The organism is Desulfosporosinus fructosivorans, from assembly GCF_004766045.1.
Lineage (GTDB): Bacteria > Bacillota > Desulfitobacteriia > Desulfitobacteriales > Desulfitobacteriaceae > Desulfosporosinus > Desulfosporosinus fructosivorans.
In genome coordinates this window covers 1-15,296 of sequence record NZ_SPQQ01000019.1, presented here as the reverse complement: position 1 = coordinate 15,296, position 15,296 = coordinate 1, and the positions used below count along the sequence as shown (strand labels likewise).

Here is a 15,296-nt window from a genome sequence, read left to right as displayed (position 1 = left end):
GATGACAGACAAGTTGAAATTGTATGAGGAACGCGTTCAAAGGATGAAAGATGCCATCGAATTGAGGGAACCTGACAGAGTACCTATTTTATCACAAATAGACAATTGGGCGCTTTCTTATTATGGCACTACATTGCAGGAGGCGTTAAAAGACGTAGAGCTGGAATATAAAGCTTACTCTAAGGCTTTAACAGATTTTCCGTTTGATGGCGCTCTTGCTGGAGGGATCACTTTTCCGCTTAATTTTGTTCATGCTTTGGGGGGCGGAATTTACAACAATCAGACGGAAACACTTCAAATTGCCACAGGACATTCGGAGATTATGAGCGTCGATGAGTATGATCAACTTATTGCCGACCCTATAAAATTTATTCGCGATACGCTCCTCCCGAGAAAGCACAAAATCTTTCAGGAGGGAACGGTTCAAGAAAAGTTTGGTAAGTATGCCCATGCGGTTTCCCGATTTTTACAGTACGCTCAGTCGAGGGGTATGATGGCTGAACGGTATAAACAGGAACACGGTCTTCCGATCTTCAATAATGGTGCTTGCGGTAATATGCCCGCGGATGCGATCATGGACTATCTAAGGGATTTTAAGGGGATTATGCGGGATATTAAAATATGTCCTGACAAACTAGCAGCTGCTTGCGATGCACTGCTCCCCCTGTTTATCAGAAAAACATTTGGAACGGCGCCCCAACCAGCTGATGACAGATACGTACAGCTGTTTTTGCATTTGCCACAATTTATCAGGGCAAAGGAGTTTGAAAAGGTCTATTGGCCGTCATTTAAAAAATATGTTGATACGGTTACAGCAAGGGGACATAAGATTGTTATCTTATTCGAAAAAAATTGGGAACATTTATATGAGTATATTCAAGAGTTACCCAAAGGTTCAATTCTAGGATGTTTCGAAGAAGACGATCTGCGGAAGGCAAAGAAAATTTTGGGGAAAAACATGTGCATTGCCGGTGGGCTAAAGACGAACGATCTATGCTACGCAACCAAGGAAAAATGCATTGATATCGTCAAGGGACTAATTGATGATTTGGCGCCGGGCGGAGGGTTTGTCTTGACTACTGATAAAGGGCTAATATCCATCAATGATGCCAAGCCGGAAAACCTTAGAGCAGTCACTGAATTTGCCGTAGAATACGGTGCACGCTAGGGGAATTGAGATTTTTCATCAGAATAAACTGTATGATTTTATGTATAAGGAGGCTATTATTTTATGACCGAGAAAAGTGATATGGAAATCATCTTCCAACTGACGAGAGAAAACATTTTTTCTAAGTTCTTGCCTAATGAGCAAGCCCAAGAGGGTATGGAGCTTGGGATTACTTTATTAATGCTTTTCAGTTGAATTATGCAATTATATTCCAGTACTTTAAATAATCAAATGAATTGACCAAAAAGATCAACAGTCGCAAGCAGATTTATGGAGTTGTAAAGTGAACTCGTTCAACTAAAGATAAAGAAGTGGGCAGTCCGCACACTTCTTTATTGTTCTATGTCAGAGTTGAGGAAACCAAAGTATTTTTAATAGGAGGCGTATTATCCATGGAAAACACATGCAAAAACGATCTTGAAGTTAAAGTCGAGAAGTCCTTTCCTCTTCCAATTTATGCACCTTTCGATACCAAGGTTGACTTATATCTTTACAGTAGGTCGACCCTAGGATTTGAGCATGCTGTGCCTTACGAATACAGTGGCTGGAGAGACGAAATAATGTCATATAAAGAGACTTGCTATCTTCATGCCGGTCTGAACCCTGCTCCTACTTATCGAGTCAAAGGACCTGATGCCATGAAATTTTTTGCTGACCTTAGCGTCAACAGCTTTGCTAAATTCCCCATCGGCGCTATAAAGCACTGCATCATGTGCAATGAGGAAGGTCTGAACATGGCCGACGGCGTGTTGATCCGAGTCAGCGAAGAAGAATTCATCTCGTATTATTTGGCCCCGTATGCCGCTTATAAATTGGAAACAGGTAACTACAATGCCAAAGGCGAATATGTTTTCGATACGTTCATCTTCCAACTCGCTGGTCCTCGCTCGCTTGAAATATTAGAAACCGTAACTGGAGAATGCCTGCACGACATTAAATTTGGCCGTCTTAAGAAAAGCATTATTGAAGATATGGATATAGAGATTATTCGGGTGGGCATGGCAGGACCTCTTGCCTACGAGATTCATGGCCTGAATATCGATGCCAGATCTATCTACAACATGATCATAGCAGCAGGTGAATCCTTCGGAATAAAGAAATTAGGCATTCGCGCTTATCAGATGAACCATACGGAGGGCGGTTTCCCGCAGGCCTTCATCCATTTCCAATTTCCGTGGTTCGAAGACAGAGGTTTTGCGGAATACCTGAGCAGGAGGCAAAAGATGCAGCCACCGATCTTGGCAGGAAGTTTGGGTACAGACATGCGGTTGCGCTACCGTAACCCAGTCGAGCTAGGATGGGATAAGATGATTAAGTTTGACCACGACTTTATCGGCCGCAAGGCTCTTGAAAGAGAAGTGGCAAACCCACGCCGGAAAACGGTCACGCTGGTTTGGAACCCTGAGGATATAGTCGATGTATATGCTTCACAGTTTCAAACCGGTGAACACTACATGCCTATGGAACCAAGCCATTTCACCCAGCAAAATGGACGTAATGTTTTACATGCGGACCAGGTGCTAAAGGACGGTAAACTTGTTGGGGCCAGTTCGGGTCGAATTTTAAGTTACTACTATCGCCAAATGATTTCTCTATGCTCAATAGATACGGAATATAGCGAACTTGGCACCGAGGTTTCTATCCTCTGGGGTAATCCAGGCACTCGGCAAAAAACGATCAGTGCTACGGTATCTCGGTTCCCTTACTTGGATGAAAACCGTAATGAACACGTTGATGTAAGTACAATTCCTTGCCAGGCTCACAAGAAATAATGAAACCGGTCGTGTTGACTTGCGAAAGCAATTCTCCACGATCAATCTGATCCAGTGTGGGATAAAACTTCCCGTGCAGAATAAACCGGGTAACAACATCAATAGGTGATCTTGAGGTCAACACGAACACGATCAACTGCTAATTTCCCAAGCGTATAGGCCAAGATAAAAACTTCAAAATTGACGTTTTAATGGAGATTGCTCAACGGGAACCTCATCTTCCTACTTTCTCACGCAATCGATCTCTCGCTTCAATATGAGTGGCATCGATTGCTACAACATCACCATCGATAAAACCCTCTTGAAACGCTTGGTACACTGAGCCATTTTGCATTTTTGACGGTAATCATTGATGTGGCGGAGTGCAATGGTTGTTACCTTTGCAAGGTAACCTGAAAAGAAGAGCATTCTGAAAATGATTGGTCCCCAATGCCAAACCGCAGCCAGCTAATTTAGACCTTGTAGATTATTGTTGTTAAATAATTTTTAAATATCTATTAAATTCAACAGATTGTCACATATCTTGTAATTAAATAAAACCACAATAACTAGTTGCGATAAAACCAGTTATTGTGGTTTTATTTAATCTTAAAGAAAATCTTGTTCGCTTTAAACAGAGTATTGTTTGAAATATTTCTAATTTTCTTTATAATCGGGTTAGTGATAGTGAACACAAAGTAAACTTGCAATCGAAATCCCATAACCATTTTTCACCATTGGAGGAGGGTTGGACGGGTTAGTGTATCAAAACTAAAACTTATTTGAAGGGTTTAAATGGATATGTTCAAAAGTGAAGCTATCGCCTATCCGAGTCGAAATCATTTACAAGGAGAGTGTTAAAGTGGATACGGAACTTGGAAATAAATCAACAATAATCCAAGGAACTGTGAAAACAGTAACATCAACAAGGCTGGTAAACAACTATTTTGATGGTTTGCCCGTTACCAAAAAACAAATTTTACTATTTGTTACTATTTCCATTGCTTTCTTTTTTGAACAGCTGGACAATCAAAACTTTTCATTTATTGCACCGGCAATAATCAAGACTTGGGGAGTTACACCAATGGTAATTGCTCAAATCAGTTCTATGTTCTTCTTAGGAATGACTCTGGGTGGGATTACCGGCGGTCTGATATCCGATTTTTTAGGTCGGCGCAAAGCGTTCTTGCTTAGCCTACTTCTTGCCCCCTGTGCATCTGTCATGAACGGCTTAACCTCAAGCGTTGGAGTGTTTATGCTTTCCAGAGTAGTCACAGGCTTCGGTATCTTTTGTATGATGACAATCGCCGGTGCCTACATGTCCGAAATGACCCCCAAAGAAAGTCGAGGAAAAATCTATAGTACTGTTTGCGCTCTTGGTTTTCTTGTTCAAAGTAAGAATTTGCATTCAATGAATGGCAAAAGTGAGCAAAATACTTAAAAATGTTGATGAAGGAGTAATAAGATGGAAAACGTGAACTACAAGCAGGTTCGTCATATTATTACAAGACAAAATGAGCTTGAACAAGCATTCCTGGCAAAGTACGTAGCAAGTAATTATACTCTCACCAATCCATTGATCATATTAAACCCTTATGAAATTGCTCCATTGACCGCTATGATTTTGTTTAATACACCTGTTGCCTGCGAAGCCAGAATTATTGTAAAGGGGAAAAAACATCCTGGGGATATCCATCATACCTTCCCCAGCACGACAACACATATTCTTCCTGTCTATGGCCTTTACGCCGACCATGAGAACACCGTAGAAATTATCCTATCAAATTCGGAAAGAAATACAGTCAGTATTAAAACCTCCCCATTGCCATCCAACGTCCCGGTTGCCGCTTCAATTAAAACTACCCCTGGCTATATGGGGAATAACATAATGTTCCTCTCGCCATCTATGGCATCTTTGATTGTAGGGTATGATTATGCCGGTGATGTACGCTGGTATTGCACATTAAACTTAGTCTTCGATTTAAAACGCATGGCTAGCGGACATTTACTTATCGGTACAGGCCGTTTAGTAAAAGTGCCTTATCATACATCCGGCTTGTATGAAATGGCTTTTAGCGGCAAGATCTTCAAGGAATATGTCATACCGGGCGGGTATCATCATGACCAGTTTGTCATGGAAAATGGCAATATTCTGGTGCTTACACAAGATTACTACGCCGAGACTGCTGAAGATGTATGCGTGCTTATCGATCCGAATAGCGGGGAGATTATTAAAAAGTGGGATTTTAAAACGATACTTCCCCAAGATGTTGCTGGCTCTTGCACTCAGACGGCCCATGATTGGTTCCATAATAATGCTATTTGGTATGACAAGAGGACCCATAGCCTTACCCTCTCCGGACGTCACCAGGATGCCGTCATCAACATCGACTTTGAAACGGGCAAACTCAATTGGATTATTGGCGATCCGGAGGGCTGGCCCCAGGAGATTGTGGACAAATACTTCTTTACACCTGTAGGCGACGGGGATTTTGACTGGCAGTATGAACAGCACGGTTGCGTGGCTCTTCCCGATGGGGATATCATGCTTTTCGACAATGGACAAGGCCGGTCTAAGAATAAGGAGAAGTATCGGCTTAACAAAGACAACTTCTCACGCGGGGTCCGTTACCGGATTGACACGGAGAAGATGACGATTCAGCAAGTTTGGCAGTATGGCAAAGAGCGGGGCACTGATTTTTTCTCCCCTTATATCTGTAATGTAGAATATTACAATGAGGGGCATTATATGGTGCACTCCGGGGGTATCGGATATGAGAACGGAGAGACTTGTGAAGGTTTAACTGTTAGTAAAGCTAAAAATCCAAAGTTTAAAAATAATGTTTACACCTTCAACTCAATCACGTGTGAGCTTGTAAACGATGAGTTGGTCTATGAATTACAAGTTCCTGCTAACTTTTATCGGGCTGAGAAACTTCCTATCTATTATGCAAATGAAGTGGCCGAGTTGGGTGAAGGCAAAATACTCGGACAACTGGTTGAAACCCAAACGACCCGAATGAAAATTAAGGCAACTGAAACCGGGGAATTGATACCGGAACATTATCAAGCCAAGATCATTGAAGAGGAAGATCGCTTCTGTTTTAATGCAATCTATGAAAGTGGCGAAACAGCTCAATTACTTCTTCTGAATGAAGCCGGTGATATCTTGAGATACCCAATCAATACTGTGGCTCAAGCCTACGGAGCGATGTGCGTGGGGACCTTCCAGAAATCAGATCCGCGTAATGTCGATGTCTTTATCAATAAGACGGGATTATCGGGTAAATACCAAGTTAAACTGATTGCCCAAGAAAAAATTTTTGAAACCAGTGTAATAATTGAAGCATAAGGGTATTAATGAAAATTAAGTTTCGCAGGATTGGAGGATAAGATGTCATTACTTCAGTTAAACTCCAAGAGCTTTGAAGAGAAAGTCTATGACAGCGGTGAAGCGTGTTTAGTCGTTTTCTCTAGGAAAAGCTGTCATGTATGTAAGGAAGTCGTCCCCATCGTAGAAGAACTACACTCCAAATATGAAGGTAAGTTTGGATTTTACTATGTCGATGTTGAAGAGAACAAATCGCTGTATCAATCCCTTTCCCTCAAAGGAGTTCCTCAGATCCTCTTTTTTAAAGAGGGGATATATCAAGGGAAGCTCTCCGGTCAAGTCGAAGAAGAGGAAATCGAAGAAAAGATAGCGGAGAATCTGGAAGATAATCTTTGATTTTAACTTTCTTTTGAGGTTAGAAAGAAGGAGAAGGAAAATAATGAATAACTCCTATGATTTAATTATTATTGGCGGGGGACCGGCTGGACTATCGGCAGCAATTTATGGAGGAAGAGCAAAACTCAAAACTCTGATTATTAATAAAGGACCCATTGGCGGAATGGTTGACACCACGAGAGAGATCGTGAATTATCCGGGCTATATCAACATAAGTGGTCCGGATCTCATGAGGGATTTCAAGAAACACGCGGAAAGTTTTGGGGTAGAGTTTTTAAAAGATGAAGTCGTAAATACAGATTTTCCCCAACCGATAAAAAAGGTCACGACAAAAAAGAAAAAGGACTTCTCAGCAAAAGCGGTTATCATTGCTGCAGGAAATACTCCGAGACTTCTCAATATACCAGGTGAAAAGGAACTACGTGGAAACGGAGTGGCCTATTGTGCTACCTGTGATGCGGAATTCTTTGAAGGGGAAGATGTCGTTGTTATTGGCAGCGGGGATCAGGCTATCGAAGAGGGAATGTTCATCACCAAATTTGCCCGTAAAGTAACGGTCATTGTCTTGCATAATGAAGGGATACTCGATTGCAACAAACTTAGTGCTGAAAAGGCTTTTAAGAATGAGAAAATGGAGTTTGTTTGGAACTCCACGATTGAAGCAGTTTTAGGAGAGGACAATGTTGAAGGAGTGAAAATTAAAAACTTAAAGACCGGTTCCTCTTCCATATTGAAATGTCAAGGTGTCTTCTTCTTCGTGGGCATGATCCCAGCCACTCAATTTCTTAAAGAGAGTGGCGTGGAAATGGACCCTAGAGGGTATATTCCAGTTAATGAACTTATGGAAACGAATCTTTCCGGAGTTTATGCCGTGGGCGATAATCGGGTGAAATATCTGAGACAAGTTGTATCAGCAGCAGGAGATGGGGCAAGCGCAGCGGTAGCTGCCGAACGCTACATTGAAGAATTAGATGCCTTCCAGAACAATATAGCGAATAACGATAAAAAAGTTTTGCTTGTATTCTTTAGTGCCTGGTGTACGGAAAGCCTGGAGTTCAGTTCTTGTATGGAAGAACTTCAACAAGAGTTTAGCGAGGAATTTAACCTCGTTAAAGTTGATATGGCGACCAAGAAAAACCTTGCTGAAATGTATAAGGTAAAGACAGTACCTGCAGTTGTTATTTTAGATAAAGGGGAAAAAATCAAAGAACTAGAATGCAGTATGGACAAAGCGAAGCTTAAAGCACAATTATTATAAGTGAATTTAAAGAAGATAATTGCTAATATCTTTGAAGTTACTCTCTTCACAATCTTCGAATGATCCGGCGACCATTCTCGTATGTCATAGTTAGGAGCTTATCATTATTTATAGAACTCACCCAATCTTAACCTTCGCATCATTCATATCAGGTTTTTTTCGCACATCCGGGGTGCGAATGTTGAGTATTTAAAAAATTAAAAAGGAAGTGCGATTTAATGCGTAAATGGACTATCTTTGGTGTGGTTTACTTAGCTCTTATAGTAGCTATTATGAGTCAATTTAAAGTCCCGCCTGTCATGGGTGTGTTGATGAAGGAATTTCATGTCAATGCGGTAACAGCAGGTTGGTTTATGTCTGTTTTTTCTGTGATGGGAATAATCCTGGCTTTTCCAGCGGCAATGATTTTGAAACGTTTTGGACCGAAAATAAGTGGAATGGTTGCGTTGAGTTGTACTGTTTTAGGAAGCGCAGTTGGTGCAATGGCGGCAACTTCTGCGGTGTTATTGACTGGACGGGTAATAGAGGGTACAGGGCTAGCCTTACTTTGTGTTATAGCCCCCTCAGTAATAGCCATGCACTTTGATCGTAAAGAAATAGGCATACCCATGGGGCTCCTAGCAACTTGGTACCCCGTAGGAAGTACGCTTGCTTATAATGTTTCTCAACCCGTAGTACAAGCATTTGGCAATTGGAGAGGTGTCTGGTGGTTTGACGCTACATTAGCGCTCGTTGCACTTGTTCTTTATGCTGTTGTTGTAACTAAGCCTGCGAATGCTGCTGTGAGGCACGAACAGAGTGGACCTAAAGTCCCATATTTTGCGGGATTGAAGAACGCTAGAATGTGGCTTTTAGCTACAACTTTTTTATTCTTGGTTATGGGAAGACTAGGCTTTATGACTTGGGCTCCTAAATATTTGGCTGATGCATTTAAGGTAACCGCGGCTCAAGCAGCTTCTGTTTCTAGTCTTGGATTTTTGTCGGCTGCTGTCGGAGGAATACTTTGTTCAGTTATCTTTAATAGGGTAAAAAATAAAAATGTACTTTATCTTGGGTTTCCCATTATAGCGCTTATACTCTATCCAATTGCATATTTGCTTCCGTATGGACTGATACCACCATGGTTAATAATAACCGGAATATGTACGGGCTTTATTGGTGCCGCAAATTGGGCTATGATTCCTAATATAGTGTCTTCTCCTATCCATATTGGCTTAGGTATGGGGGTAGTATCTTTAATGCAAGGTATTTCAAATTTCTCATCGCCGCCAATTGTGGGTTATTTTATAGCTGGAAATAATTGGACCAGAGCTGTTCTGCCTATTACTGTTTTTTGTATCCTTGCACTAATAGTTGCAATAGCTTTTGTGAAGGTTAATAGTAAAGCTAGACAACTGAAAGATGAGCAACAGTAGTGTCGATGTTGAAGAAAACATGTTCATCACCAAATTTGCCCTTAAAGTAACGGTCATTCTCTTGCATGATGATGGATACTCGATTGCAACAAACTCAGTGCTGAAAAGGCTTTTAAGAATGGGAAAATGGAGTTTGTTTGGAACTCCACGATTGAAGAACGTTTTTTAAAAGGTCCTTAATTTCAAATATTGGACTCATTATCAATATAGAAAATGGATTATGCCAGTAAGCCAAGTAAAATGCAGGCATAATCTATTCTACATTAATCTAAGCGTCAAAAGCCTCTTTTAACATTTGTAAGAAGTATTCGACAAAAGGGCTAACCGGTTGGTTTCTGGGAGTAATACTGCCATAGATTAACTTGTAACTATTCACAATGGGAATTGTTACTGTTCCCTCGGTTTTATAAAACTTTTCAATTAATTTTTGGGATAAACCAATAGCAGAGCCTCTGGCTATTGTTTCTTTAAAAAGGTTAAGATTGCTGGTATTTTGAATGATATAGGGTTTTTCTGAGTTTTTAAATATTTTTCGGCCATCTTTATTATGATCAAAGTTAAACAAAACGAGAGGATAACTGCTTAATTCTTCAATACATATTTGCTTTCGATTAGCCAGGGGGAATGTTTTTGCCATACATGCACAAAATTCACTTTCATGCAGTATTTCAAAACTTACATCCTGATCTGGAAGTCTTCCAGAACAATCAAAAACGTAATCAGGGAAGCCCTGAATACCAATACAATTTTGCGAATTTTTCACTTGTCCTATTATTTCAGAATGTATTTTTTCATTGATAGTCACTTTTACATAAGGAAATTTTTTGTAAAAACGCCGTATAGCTAATGGCAATACGGTTCCACAAATAAACATTGTAGTAAAAATATTCAAATAACCTTGTTCTGTTTTTGGTTTAAAAGGTTCCAGATCAGTGATTAATTGATTATATATAATAAATAATTCCTCAGCTCTTACTACAGTCTTTTGTCCGGCTATTGTAAGTGAAATCTTATTTCCATTTCGGTTTAGTAATTCAACTCCTAATTCTCTTTCAAATTGGTGGATGGCCTGACTAAGGCCTTGAGGCGTAATATAGAAATAGTCTGCGGATTGGCTGATTGAACCAGTTTTGGCAATGTGGATAAGATATTTAAAATGGTTGATATGCATTATCCTACCTCCGTTTAAAGTCTAATGGCTTCGCAGAAAGAATTTTTGGGCTTTTATTATTTAGATTCATTAAAGGGGGTGCCAAGATCCTTCTGAATTCTCGATTTTTATGCGGGTCTCTTCTGAGGTCAATGCTTTTTGATTCACATACAAAACGGTATCTTTCTTCTAAAACTTAAGGCTACAGCTCTCTTTTTAGGGACATTCACGACAGATCTCAAGTTGAAAGTTTGCACTTAAGACGCGACTTACGAAATGATGTGGGTTCTGCTTATATAATAAACTTTTAATTTGATGAACAAATATTAATGCGTGGTAGAGAAGGTAGAAATTCTCACACCAACGCATTTTGTTTTTGAAGAGAAAGTTTGATAAAGATTATGCAATTTAAATATTTGACATTTAGGCATACGCTACAATTATGCCTGCACTACTTTTGACGGTGCTTTCCTCCCTCTATAATAACGGTTGCATATGCAACAAATAAATATTATAATATATCTGTATATTTGTCAATTACAATTCCGTAGATCTATGTAATTCCATTAGTGTTGTACAAAGTAATCGACAAAAAGTTAACTCGCGAATAATAAAGGAGGATCGGTAATGAAGCATGGTTTAAGATGTCACACATCAGCATATCCTATTTAACGCTCATACTGACTGGTATTCACATCGGACTTAATTGGGAATTGAGAGAGTAATGCGGCATCCCGTATGTACCGGCCCTGATGTGAGTCCTTGGTTAGATGCATCGGAACTCAAAGTTTTCATCAATCAAGCCGGCAAAGTGTACATGCTACCCCAATATAGCAGGTTTTGTGGGGGCTGACACGGTAGTCGTGTTGTTGACCATCGAGTTGGACCGAAGTGAAGAGATTAAGCTCGTTATTGATATTGGTACGAATGGTGAAATTGCACTTGGCTCAAGAAACAAGATCGTTGCTTATTCGGCTGCCGCAGGCCCAGTTTTTGAGGGTGCCCAAATCAGTAGTGGAATGAGGGGAGCAGTAGGGGCAAGGAGCATTCTTGCTAGCCGAAGCAGATATTACTGTTCACGGCAGATCTATTATGATTACCCAGAGTGATATCAGGGAACTTCAGATGGCCAAAGGAGCGATATCAGCAGGAGTCAAAGTCTTGATGGAATTCAAGCGCAGGACATTAAAGAAGTCCTCTTGGCGTTTTTCTTCAAGTGAATTCCGTAGAGCGAAGGAGATTGCTGAGGTTGTCGAATTTGTTGAATTGAGCAGTTAGCCAAGATTAAATAGTATTTTTGGTCAATGCAGATATTTTGACATTAAATGAAGCTTGGAGAGAAATGGACGTGTTGACCGTCAGGTAAGTCATCCATCAAAATCAACTAGAATAAGGAGTAATTAACATGAAAAGCGACATAGAAATTGCACAGGCAGCAGTAATGAAACCAATCCTAGAGATTGCCCAAAAACTTGATTTAAAAGAGGATGAGGTCGAGTTATATGGCAAATATAAGGCCAAAATCAATCTGAGTGTTTGGAATCGCTTAAAAGATAAGCCTAATGGTAAGCTCATCTTAGTTACTGCTATTAACCCTACTCCAGCAGGAGAAGGAAAAACGACAACAACCGTGGGATTAGGGCAGGCACTCTCGAAAATGGGCAAGAAGGCCATGATTGCGGTGCGTGAGCCATCGTTAGGTCCTTGTTTTGGAGTTAAGGGTGGAGCTGCTGGCGGTGGGTATGCTCAAGTAGTTCCTATGGAAGATATTAATCTCCACTTCACTGGAGATTTCCATGCAATCACGTCTGCCCATAGTCTTTTAGCAGCGATGCTAGACAACAGTATTCAACAAGGAAACTTGTTAAATATTGACCCTCGTCAAGTTGTATTCCGTCGGGTCGTGGATATGAATGACCGTGCTCTACGTAAAATCGTCATGGGGTTGGGTGGAAAGATGGAAGGCGTTCCTCGAGAGAGTGGATATGATATTACTGTCGCCTCTGAAGTGATGGCGATCCTTTGCTTGGCCAGTGACCTCATGGATCTCAAAGAACGGTTTGGCAAGATCGTCGTGGCCTATACTTATGAAGGAAAGCCTGTAACTGCCCATGATTTAGAAGCTGAAGGGGCAATGGCCTTGCTCATGAAAGATGCGATTAAACCGAATCTTGTTCAAACCTTGGAAAACACACCTGTGTTTATTCATGGCGGGCCATTTGCGAATATCGCTCATGGGTGTAACAGCATTATGGCAACTAAAATTGGTCTCAAGCTGGCGGATTATCTCGTTACAGAAGCTGGTTTTGGCGCTGACCTTGGAGCAGAAAAATTCTTTGACCTGAAGTGCCGCTTCGGTGGCTTGAAACCTGAGGCTGTCATTATTGTGGCAACGGTTCGGGCCTTAAAGATGAATGGTGGGCTTGCTAAAGATCAGTTAGACACAGAAGACTTGGAGGCTTTGGCGCGGGGTGTGGTCAACCTTGAGAAACACATTGAAAACATGGCCAAATTTGGTGTTCCAGCGGTAGTCGCTATTAACCGATTCCCAACAGACACAGAAGCTGAGCTTAACTTGGTGCGCGAGAGATGTCAGGAGTTGGGTGCAGAAGTAGCACTTTCCGAAGTATTTACGCGGGGCGGAGAAGGTGGAGTTGAGCTTGCTGAAACAGTTCTCTCCGTTCTCGAACGCAAAGAATCCAAGTTCAAAGTTCTCTATGAATTAGATTTGTCCATTGAGGAGAAAATCAAGAAAATCGCCAAAGATATTTATGGCGCGGATGGCGTTAACTTTGATAAGGTGGCTCAAGTTTCTATGAAGAAATATGTGGAGATGGGTTATGGAGATTTGCCGATCTGCATGGCGAAGACACAATACTCTCTTACAGATGACGCCACTCGCTTGGGCCGGCCGACTGGTTTCACAATCACAGTTCGGGAGCTCCGTCTTTCTGCGGGAGCTGGGTTCTTGGTAGCGGTCACGGGCGCTATTATGACCATGCCAGGATTGCCAAAACGACCAGCGGCGATGAGAATGGATATTGATGCTGATGGAGTAATTACTGGATTGTTCTAATCCAACCACAAAATAGAAATATCCATGGGAGTGTCAAGACTTCATACGCTAAAAGATTCTAGTAAGTCATGTAGGAATGAAGAAGCCCCGGCAGCTGCAACCAGCATTGTACGGGGCCTCTTTAATACTTAAATTAATTAGAGACCTACTCTTATTAAAGTATTGGAGGGATTAAGATGGCGACAGGAATTATTTACGCAGGGGTCTGCGGCTTTACCATTAATGTCAAGGCAGTGATCGATGATACCCTAGCAACTTCGCGAAGAAGTAAGATGATAAAATTAGAGATAACAAGCGATTGCCCTAATTACCAAAAGATTGCCGAAGAGTTAACCGAAGTAGATGCCTACAAAGAAATTATGCATAAACTTCATACGGGGAAGGTTTATGAAGTTTTCTCAAAATATAGCCCGCATCCTAGCTGCCCTGGAGTTTCCGGAATTCTAAAAACGTTGGAAGTGACAGCGGGTTTGGCATTGCCCCAAACTGCTAGTATTAGTGTGACAAAGGATAATGCTTCGATAGATGAAGTAGGCAAGATCCAAAGTTAACCAAGATCTTAATGTAACAATTGGATGTATCCTCCGGTAGTAGGTGGGTCCTATTATAAGTAGAAATGATTGCAACTATTTTCGACAAGGAGTTGAGTGCCATGACTTCTAACATAAATGCCATAGATAAAGAAAGGGCCTTGCTTGAAGTAGCGCGCTCTGGTGATGAAGAAGCATTAAACGAGATTATTCAACATTATGAACCGGAAGTGCGTAAGATTGCGTGTAAATATTTTTTCCCGCGAGCTGAATATGATGACCTAATTCAAGAAGGGCGAATCGCAATTTATAGGGCCATATTATCTTATGACACAAAATTAAACATCCCTTTTTTACATTTTTTAAGAATGGTTGTTAAAAGAAAACTGATTGATAATATACGTAAATACACATGCCAAAAACATGTCAACTTGAATGAAGCATACTCCCTTAACAATGTGATTTCAGAGTCAGAGGAAACCAGCTTCTTAGAACGTTTGCCTAACGCCGAGGACCCTGCATCGATGGTAATCGCCAATGATGAGGCCCAATCAATAATTCAAGCCTTAAGTAACGGCTTAACAAATCTCGAACGTTTAGTGTTTGACTATTATTTTATTCAAGGGTTCAAGCAGCGTGAAGTTGCTGAACGATTAGGACTTCATCCGAAGTCTTTAGACAACACGATTCAACGAATTCGGCGTAAAACAATCCTTTATCGCTCTCGAAAAATGGCAGTTTAAAGGAGGCAATTGATATGGAAGCAGTATAAATTTTTGTAAAAATTGCAAACCGCAGGATTAGCATATGAGAGTTCAGAGGGTTCAGGCCTTGATCTGCTGATTGCCATTGGGATTCTTGCAGCGACTGGGGAGGTTTCTCGGATATTCTTCCAGAGCATTTAGCTGAGGCATTGCAGTTTCGCGCTTTGGATAAACTGTTTCAGATATAAAGTGTGCACACATCGGCTTGTCCCAGCTTTTAAGTTACTGCTCCAATAGATGATTTGCAATGCAAGATATTTTAAAAATATAAATGACTATATTGTTGAATTTGATAAAGAGAGGGCTAGCAACGAAAGTATGCTATTAATGTTGATGGTACTGACTGGTACAGTCAGCTGTCTTCTTGATGTGGATAGTCTGTTGTCACCGAAGACAAGATTATTATGATGATGTGTTGCTATATAGTTCTTGATATGTAATTTTAGCAGCCTTAATC

12 protein-coding genes and 3 pseudogenes are annotated in these 15,296 nt (G+C 40.9%); 13 read left to right on the top strand and 2 right to left on the bottom strand.

Translation table 11 applies throughout. The annotated features are described in order from the left end of the window. Window position 1 precedes the first annotated feature (1 nt). The 3 genes from E4K67_RS26860 (at window position 2) to E4K67_RS26855 (ending at window position 2,940) form a co-directional block, all read left to right on the top strand. Complete coding sequence (locus E4K67_RS26860; protein WP_135552419.1) at window positions 2-1,168, top strand: uroporphyrinogen decarboxylase family protein; 1,167 nt, start codon at window positions 2-4, stop codon at window positions 1,166-1,168. Between the two features lie 63 nt (window positions 1,169-1,231). Continuing rightward, window positions 1,232-1,363, top strand: a complete 132-nt coding sequence (locus E4K67_RS31225; RefSeq protein ID WP_274594917.1) for a hypothetical protein — start codon at window positions 1,232-1,234, stop codon at window positions 1,361-1,363. 197 nt (window positions 1,364-1,560) lie between these two features. Next, window positions 1,561-2,940, top strand: a complete 1,380-nt coding sequence (locus tag E4K67_RS26855) for an aminomethyltransferase family protein (protein WP_135552417.1) — start codon at window positions 1,561-1,563, stop codon at window positions 2,938-2,940. A 183-nt stretch (window positions 2,941-3,123) separates the two neighbouring features. Here the strand turns inward: E4K67_RS26855 and E4K67_RS30895 are convergent. Then, window positions 3,124-3,271, bottom strand: a pseudogene (locus E4K67_RS30895) (IS5/IS1182 family transposase); the annotation flags it as partial. Between the two features lie 510 nt (window positions 3,272-3,781). Here E4K67_RS30895 and E4K67_RS26850 point away from each other — a divergent pair. The 6 genes and pseudogenes from E4K67_RS26850 to E4K67_RS30890 all read left to right on the top strand — a co-directional run. Continuing rightward, complete coding sequence (locus E4K67_RS26850; RefSeq protein ID WP_158408587.1) at window positions 3,782-4,360, top strand: MFS transporter; 579 nt, start codon at window positions 3,782-3,784, stop codon at window positions 4,358-4,360. Window positions 4,361-4,384: 24 nt separating this feature from the next. Then, a complete protein-coding gene (locus tag E4K67_RS26845) occupies window positions 4,385-6,271 on the top strand; it encodes an aryl-sulfate sulfotransferase (RefSeq protein WP_135552414.1) in 1,887 nt (628 codons plus the stop codon). Between the two features lie 42 nt (window positions 6,272-6,313). After that, window positions 6,314-6,646 carry a thioredoxin family protein gene (locus E4K67_RS26840; protein WP_135552412.1) on the top strand — a complete coding sequence of 111 codons (333 nt, stop codon included), beginning with the start codon at window positions 6,314-6,316 and terminating at the stop codon, window positions 6,644-6,646. Between the two features lie 43 nt (window positions 6,647-6,689). Beyond that, a complete protein-coding gene (locus E4K67_RS26835; protein ID WP_135552410.1) occupies window positions 6,690-7,904 on the top strand; it encodes an FAD-dependent oxidoreductase in 1,215 nt (404 codons plus the stop codon). Window positions 7,905-8,122: 218 nt separating this feature from the next. After that, on the top strand, window positions 8,123-9,319 hold the full coding sequence (locus tag E4K67_RS26830) for an MFS transporter (protein WP_135552408.1): 1,197 nt from the start codon (window positions 8,123-8,125) through the stop codon (window positions 9,317-9,319). Between the two features lie 7 nt (window positions 9,320-9,326). Next, window positions 9,327-9,478: pseudogene (locus E4K67_RS30890) on the top strand (pyridine nucleotide-disulfide oxidoreductase); the annotation flags it as partial. A gap of 109 nt (window positions 9,479-9,587) precedes the next feature. On the opposite strand, the gene E4K67_RS26820 reads toward E4K67_RS30890, so the two are convergent. After that, window positions 9,588-10,490, bottom strand: coding sequence for a LysR family transcriptional regulator (locus tag E4K67_RS26820; RefSeq protein ID WP_135552406.1), 903 nt, complete (start codon window positions 10,488-10,490; stop codon window positions 9,588-9,590). Between the two features lie 757 nt (window positions 10,491-11,247). Here E4K67_RS26820 and E4K67_RS31750 point away from each other — a divergent pair. From E4K67_RS31750 to E4K67_RS26800, 4 genes and pseudogenes are all read left to right on the top strand, one after another. Then, window positions 11,248-11,747 (top strand): annotated as a pseudogene (locus tag E4K67_RS31750) (ASKHA domain-containing protein); the annotation flags it as partial. 127 nt (window positions 11,748-11,874) lie between these two features. Next, complete coding sequence (locus E4K67_RS26810) at window positions 11,875-13,545, top strand: formate--tetrahydrofolate ligase (RefSeq protein WP_135552404.1); 1,671 nt, start codon at window positions 11,875-11,877, stop codon at window positions 13,543-13,545. Window positions 13,546-13,721: 176 nt separating this feature from the next. After that, a complete protein-coding gene (locus E4K67_RS26805) occupies window positions 13,722-14,096 on the top strand; it encodes a DUF6951 family protein (RefSeq protein ID WP_135552402.1) in 375 nt (124 codons plus the stop codon). Between the two features lie 101 nt (window positions 14,097-14,197). Continuing rightward, window positions 14,198-14,818: a sigma-70 family RNA polymerase sigma factor gene (locus E4K67_RS26800; protein ID WP_135552400.1), complete on the top strand. Its 621-nt coding sequence runs from the start codon at window positions 14,198-14,200 to the stop codon at window positions 14,816-14,818. The last annotated feature ends 478 nt before the right edge of the window (window positions 14,819-15,296 follow it).